Below are 6,639 nucleotides of genomic sequence, written 5' to 3' on the forward strand. Positions count from 1 at the left end.
CGGCGTCGCTGCATCAGGCTTCCGCCATTGTGCATATTCCCCACTGCCTGGCYYCCGTAGGAGTCTGGGCCGTGTCTCAGTCCCAGTGTGGCCGGTCGCCTCTCAGGCCGGCTACCCGTCGTCGCCTTGGTAGGCCATTACCCCACCAACAAGCTGATAGGCCGCGAGACCATCCCAGACCGAAAAACTTTCCACACGGATCTCATGCGAGACCGTGTCGTATTCGGTATTAGCCCCCGTTTCCGAGGGTTATCCCAAAGTCCAGGGCAGGTTCCTCACGTGTTACTCACCCGTTCGCCGCTCGAGTACCCCGAAGGGCCTTTCCGCTCGACTTGCATGTGTTAAGCACGCCGCCAGCGTTCGTCCTGAGCCAGGATCAAACTCTCCAACAAAATCCATGTTGAACACTCTGTCCCGGCAACAAACAATCTGTTGCCAAAGGAAATCTCAACCAAACCATCCCCATAAAGAAGACAGCCAGCCAAGGCATAACCAATTTGGCACTGGCTTATCTAGCACCCTGTTGAGTTCTCAAAGAACAACCACACACCGAACCGAACTCCCTTTCGGGACCCGCATCCGGGGCAACCGCTCAAACTTACCCGGTCAGCTTCGCTAGCGCAAGACCTAGGTCTTGGAAGATCCGAAGACCTTCGTAGCACCGCCCGAATGGTTCCCGCGCTAACGCTCACCCCAGAAGGTGTGAATGTCGTCGGGTGGCCTTGCAGACCGGCCGATGACCGCTTTCGCGATCCATCCGCCCGGCTCCTGCCAGCTGTTGTACTTTACCCGGTCGGTCTCGCTGGCGCAACTCCGGTTTCCCGGTCTGGCCTGCATCGCCCGGTGCTGTCAGTCAGCATAACGCTTTCCTCCAGCTGCCTCCAAGTTACCGCCGGATCGGTCACTTTCGTGCCGTTCCGTCCGGGTTCCCCTCGGGCAAGGAGAAAGTTACGCGACGCCCCACCCGAAACGCAAATCGACGGGAGTGCCCATCCCGCCATCGGGTGCGACACCGTGCCAGAGTGGCAGTCATGGCTCCTCCCCCGGTGCTTGCCGCCGCCGTGCTTTCCAGTCTGCTGGTGCCGCTCACTCAGCTGATCATCGGCGTCCTGGTGCTAGCCGCGGTCGTGGTGTCGGTACACCGCCTGGTCCAGCGCGGACCTACCCGGATGGGCGGAGCGATGCTGCTCATCGGCGGCGCGCTGGTGTGCGTCGCCGTCCTGAGCTACCTCGTGCAGACCTTCTGACGCGCGACCGCCGGTGGAGATGTCGATGATCGCCCACGCGAACTCGACGACACCCGGCGTCGTCACCCCCAGCGCCGACCTCGCGCTGACCCAGCACGGCCAGGCCATCTGAGACGCGACCGGCCGTGCTGCTTCGGAAGAACGAAAGACCGCCGTGGCCGGCGAAGGCCTGGTCCGAGCGGTGGCAAGACGGCAGCGCCCCAGGCACCAAGCAGAAGACTTCCGGGTACGAGGCACCGAAGCTCCGTCGGCGCCGTCCTGGCCGAACAGACCGATGAGTGGGTCAAATGCCGCCGTTACATGGGCCCCACCATCCTCCGCGAAGCCCGGCTCACCACCACCAGACCGAAGATGAGTGGGTCCAAGGCCGCCACTACATCGGCCCCGCCATCCTCCGCGAAGCCCGGCTCACCACCACCAGACCGAAGCGGGCCACCTTGCCCAGCGCAACGAATTCGGGCCGCCGAAGCGAGCCGGCGTTGGGCAACCCAGCGAAGACAGACCGCATCGGGAAGCGCGGCGAGGGTCATCGTCGTGCTGAGAAATGGACGCGCCGCCTGGTTGACCCCGCTGGCGAACACGCTGCCCATGGTGTGCGGCACCTTGGTCCACGTAACGCGGGCGCTCAAGACAACGAACAGGCCGAGGAACCTGCGACCGCCAAGGCGGCAACGGCACCCCGGGAAGACCTGCCGAGAAAGCCGGCGGCCAAGGTGAATAGCTGTCGCGAGCAAAACCCCGGAACGCTCAGCGCGGCGCGCACATCAATGACCGGGTCGCGTGACGAGGGCCGATCACGTCCGGACGTCACCGCCCCGGACCGTGCTCCCACGGAAGCAGCCAAGCAAACGCATTGTCACCACGACCCGCCACCAGCGCACCCGGGCGGCCGAGCGCTAATGGCCACACTCAGCCGTAGCTACCTGGCGCTACAGGCAACCGGCGGCCACTGGGCCGGCCGAGCCCGCACAGCCCACGATCAACAGACAGTCACGGGCTACAAGCGGCGGTTGGCGAGGCTCGGAAGCTCCGTACGGATCTCGTGCAAGCGATCCATATCGATGTCGGCCGTCACGATGCCGACGGTGTCGGGCGCCTGTGCGAGCACCGTTCCCCACGGGTCGATGACCATGCTGCGGCCGAAACACGTCCGGCCCGGGTCGTGGTCGCCGATCTGGCCCGCCGCCACCACGTAGCACTGGTTTTCGATCGCCCGGGCGCGCAGCAGCACCTCCCAGTGGTCCCGGCCGGTGTGCATCATGAACGCCGCCGGCACCACGATCACCCTGGCCTCGCCCTCGACCGCCAGCCGCCGGTACAGCTCCGGGAAGCGCAGGTCGTAGCAGATCGACAGGCCGGTGCGGATGCCGTCGATGTCTGTCACCACGGTCTGGTCGCCGGGCGCCACCGAGCGGGACTCGTGGTAGGACACGCGGCCGGGTATCTCTACGTCGTACAGGTGAATCTTGCGGTAGACGGCGGCGAGCCCGCCCGTCCGGTCGAAGACCAGCGATGTGTTGTAGGTCCGTTGCTCGTCGGGGCCGGCCTCGTGGAACGAGCCCGCGTGCACCCAGATGCCGAGCTCGCGGGCCGCGTCGGCGAAGAACGCCGCGAACTCGCCGTCGACCGGCTCGGGCTTGGGCAGACCGGCGGACCGGCCGAGATAGTCGACGTACTCGGGCAGGACCGCGAGGTCCGCGCCGGCCGCGGCCGCGCGGCCCAGCAGGTCACGGGCTGCGGCCAGGTTGGCCGCCCGGTCATCGCGAGCATTGACCTGGCAAACAGCGACACGCATGACTGCCATGGTACGGCCCGAAGCCCCGTCCCGGGTGCCTCAGGAAACCTCAGTGGCCGGGCGGCATCAGCAACACCTCGGCACCCACCGGGTCGTAGCCCGCGGCGAGGAACGCCCGCAGGCTCGAGGCGTTGCCGGGTGCGATCTGAGCCCAGACGGGCCGGTCCTCCGGCACGAGGTGTCGAGCCGCCGACGCCAGCGCCCGGCCCAGCCCCGCGCCGCGGGCGCCGGGCTCGACCTCAACCGCGGCTTCCCATCGGCCACCCAGTCCACGGCCGAGCACCAGGACCCCCGGTCCGCAGGTCCAGACCCGGACGTCGGCGCGGTATCGGCGGGCGCGCACCACCCGGGGGTGATCGCTGTCCGCGATGAGGGAGAGGCCGACGGAGGGCTCGCCCGGCGCGGGCGGGGCGAGCAGCACCGCGTCGATGTTGCCCGCCGCCAGTCGCAGGCGATCCTCCAGCGCACCGAGGAACTTCGGCGACAGCGGCATGCTCAGGTCGTCGCCGGTGCCGAGGAACGAATCAAGCCAGCACCGGTCGATGTCGGCCGCCACGACGACGTGACCCGGAAACGACGCCACCGCCGCCCGGGAGGGCGACGGCGGCGGTACCAGTTCGAGCCAGGGATCGACCGGGAGCCGTTCGTGGTGCTCGACCCGGGCCAGGATCCCCGGCAGCCCGTGCGGGGCTGTCAGGCCGACTTCTCCTCGCGCTCGCGACGGGCGCGCCGGCCCACGAACTCGCGGGGGACGATCGTCGGGATGACGTTCTCCACCACGACCTCGCGGGTGATGAGCACCCTGGCCGCGTCGGGGTTGCTGGGGACCTCGTACATGACCGTCTGGAGGACTTCCTCCATGATCGCGCGGAGGCCGCGGGCGCCGGTGCCGCGGAGCATCGCCTGGTCGGCGATCGCTTCGAGTGCTCCGGTGTCGAATTCCAGCTCCACGCCGTCCAGCTCGAACAGCCGCTGGTATTGCTTCACGTACGCGTTGCGGGGCTCGGTGAGGATCTTGATGAGCGCCTCGCGGTCCAGGTTGCGGACCGTGGTGATCACCGGGAGCCGGCCGATGAACTCGGGGATCAGCCCGAATTTCAGCATGTCCTCCGGCATCACCTTGCTGAAGATGTCGTCGGTGTTGCGCTCGGAGACCGAGCGCAGGTGCGCACCGAAACCGACGCCGCCCTGGCCGACCCGGGACTCGATGATCCGGTCCAGGCCCGCGAACGCGCCACCGACGATGAACAGCACGTTGGTGGTGTCGATCTGGATGAACTCCTGGTGCGGGTGCTTGCGGCCGCCCTGCGGCGGGACGTTCGCGACCGTACCCTCGAGGATCTTCAGCAGGGCCTGTTGCACGCCCTCGCCGGAGACGTCCCGGGTGATCGACGGGTTTTCGCTCTTGCGGGCGATCTTGTCGACCTCGTCGATGTAGATGATGCCCTGCTCGGCGCGCTTGACGTCGTAGTCTGCGGCCTGGATGAGCTTGAGCAGGATGTTTTCGACATCCTCGCCCACGTAGCCCGCCTCGGTCAGCGCCGTGGCGTCCGCGATGGCGAACGGCACGTTGAGCATCCGGGCCAGCGTCTGCGCCAGGTGGGTCTTACCGCAGCCGGTGGGGCCGATGAGCATGATGTTGGACTTGGCCACCTCGACGTCGCTGCCACCCCCGGGCGCGCCGGCCGACTCGGCCTGAATCCTCTTGTAGTGGTTGTAGACAGCTACCGAGAGGGCCTTCTTGGCCTGCTCCTGCCCCACCACGTAGGTGTCGAGGAACTGGCAGATCTCCATCGGCTTGGGAAGCTCTTCCCACTTCACCTCGCCGGTTTCGGCCAGCTCTTCTTCGATGATCTCGTTGCAGAGGTCGATGCACTCGTCGCAGATGTAAACACCAGGGCCCGCGATGAGCTTCTTGACCTGCTTCTGGGACTTCCCACAGAAGGAGCACTTCAGTAGGTCGCCACCGTCGCCGATCCGTGCCACCTACGTTCTCCCTGCGCTCATCGGCCGGCTGCTGCCGGCCCCTGGCCTGAGGATGAATTTCCTCGTCGCCGAACACGTCCTACAGAGTTCATCGTCTGCCGACCCGCGTTGCTGAGGTTGCTGACTTGACGTTACCCGCTGCGGGGCAGTTCTCCGACCCCCCAAAACGGGCGTGTCAGGGGCCAGTCAGTCTAGCGTCAGCCGACCGGCCCCCGACACCGCGTGCTCATCGCACTGATACTGCCGTGCTTTGCCCGCCGCGCGGCAGGCTCAGCTGCTCGCCCCGACGCCCTGCAGGCTCTTCTTGCGGGTGGCCAGGACGGTGTCGACCAGGCCGTACTCCTTGGCCTCGGCCGCCGTCATGATCTTGTCGCGGTCGACATCCTTGCGGACCTGCTCCGGTGTCCGGCCGGAGTGCCGCGAGATCATCTCTTCCATCTGGCTGCGCATCCGGAGGATCTCGCGAGCCTGGATCTCGATGTCCGAGCCCTGGCCGTAGCCGCCCTCGGTGGCCGGCTGGTGGATGATGATCCGCGAGTGCGGGAGCGCCATCCGCTTGCCGGGGGTGCCGCCGGCGAGCAGCACAGCGGCCGCGCTGGCCGCCTGGCCGAGGCAGACCGTGCTGATGTCCGGGCGGACGTACTGCATGGTGTCGTAGATCGCCGTCATGGCGGTGAACGAGCCACCGGGCGAGTTGATGTACATCAGGATGTCGCGGTCCGGGTCGGCGCTCTCCAGCGTCAGCAGCTGGGCCATCACGTCGTTGGCCGACGCGTCGTCCACCTGGACGCCGAGGAAGATGATCCGGTCCTCGAACATCTTGTTGTACGGGTTCGACTCCTTCACGCCGTACGACGTGCGCTCGACGAACGAGGGCAGGACGTAGCGGTTGTGCACCGGAGCGAACCCGGGAGGCATCGTCAGGTCAGTCATTGTCAGCTCCTCAGTTCAGCGTTCCGGCGCCCTCGGGAACCTGTGTGGCCCCGGTGATCACCTTGTCGATGAAGCCGTAGTTCTTTGCTTCCTCGGCCGTGAACCAGCGGTCCCGGTCGGAGTCGGCCTCGATCTGCGTCTGGTCCTGGCCGGTGTGGAAAGACACCCGCTCCTGGAACATGCGCTTGGTGTAGAGCATCTGCTCGGCCTGGATGGCGATGTCGGCGGCCGTGCCGCCCATGCCGCCCGACGGCTGGTGCATCATGATCCGCGCGTGCGGCAGCGCATAGCGCTTGCCCGCCGTGCCGGCGCAGAGCAGCAACTGCCCCATCGACGCGGCCATGCCCATGGCCACGGTGGAGACGTCGTTGTCGATGAACTGCATCGTGTCGTAGATCGCCATGCCGGAGTAGACGGAACCACCCGGCGAGTTGATCCACAGGTTGATGTCGCGGTCCGGGTCTTCCGCGGAGAGCAGGAGCAACTGCGCGCAGATGCGATTGGCAACCTGGTCGGTCACTTCGCTGCCGAGGAAGATGATCCGCTCCCGCAGCAGGCGGTTGTAGACCGAGTCGTCGAGGTTGCCACTGATGGAGTCACCACCACGCAGGGTGGGACTCCCAGGGATGTGCAGATCGGTCATGGCAGCCCTTCACAGCTGACTGTGTCGGCCGAGGA

At 66.6% G+C, this 6,639-nt stretch carries 6 protein-coding genes and 1 rRNA gene; 1 reads left to right on the top strand and 6 read right to left on the bottom strand.

Annotated features, from left to right (window positions below; genetic code table 11):
* Positions 1-392, bottom strand: a 16S ribosomal RNA gene (locus tag DMB66_RS51555); the annotation flags it as partial.
* A 639-nt stretch (positions 393-1,031) separates the two neighbouring features.
* Between DMB66_RS51555 and DMB66_RS51560 the strand changes: the two genes are divergently transcribed.
* Positions 1,032-1,247, top strand: a complete 216-nt coding sequence (locus DMB66_RS51560) for a hypothetical protein (protein ID WP_125811419.1) — start codon at positions 1,032-1,034, stop codon at positions 1,245-1,247.
* A 997-nt stretch (positions 1,248-2,244) separates the two neighbouring features.
* Here DMB66_RS51560 and DMB66_RS51570 read toward each other — a convergent pair.
* The 5 genes from DMB66_RS51570 to DMB66_RS51590 form a co-directional block, all read right to left on the bottom strand.
* Positions 2,245-3,042 (bottom strand): carbon-nitrogen hydrolase family protein, encoded by a 798-nt coding sequence (locus DMB66_RS51570; protein WP_125811420.1) that lies wholly within the window; start codon positions 3,040-3,042, stop codon positions 2,245-2,247.
* A gap of 49 nt (positions 3,043-3,091) precedes the next feature.
* Positions 3,092-3,625, bottom strand: coding sequence for a GNAT family N-acetyltransferase (locus DMB66_RS51575; protein WP_125811421.1), 534 nt, complete (start codon positions 3,623-3,625; stop codon positions 3,092-3,094).
* Between the two features lie 110 nt (positions 3,626-3,735).
* Entirely contained in the window at positions 3,736-5,028 is a 1,293-nt protein-coding gene (gene clpX, locus DMB66_RS51580) for an ATP-dependent Clp protease ATP-binding subunit ClpX (protein ID WP_125811422.1), read from the bottom strand.
* A gap of 270 nt (positions 5,029-5,298) precedes the next feature.
* Complete coding sequence (locus DMB66_RS51585; protein ID WP_125811423.1) at positions 5,299-5,961, bottom strand: ATP-dependent Clp protease proteolytic subunit; 663 nt, start codon at positions 5,959-5,961, stop codon at positions 5,299-5,301.
* Between the two features lie 10 nt (positions 5,962-5,971).
* Positions 5,972-6,604 carry an ATP-dependent Clp protease proteolytic subunit gene (locus DMB66_RS51590; RefSeq protein ID WP_125811424.1) on the bottom strand — a complete coding sequence of 211 codons (633 nt, stop codon included), beginning with the start codon at positions 6,602-6,604 and terminating at the stop codon, positions 5,972-5,974.
* Between the last annotated feature and the right edge of the window lie 35 nt (positions 6,605-6,639).

The sequence above is a fragment of the Actinoplanes sp. ATCC 53533 genome, assembly GCF_003947245.1.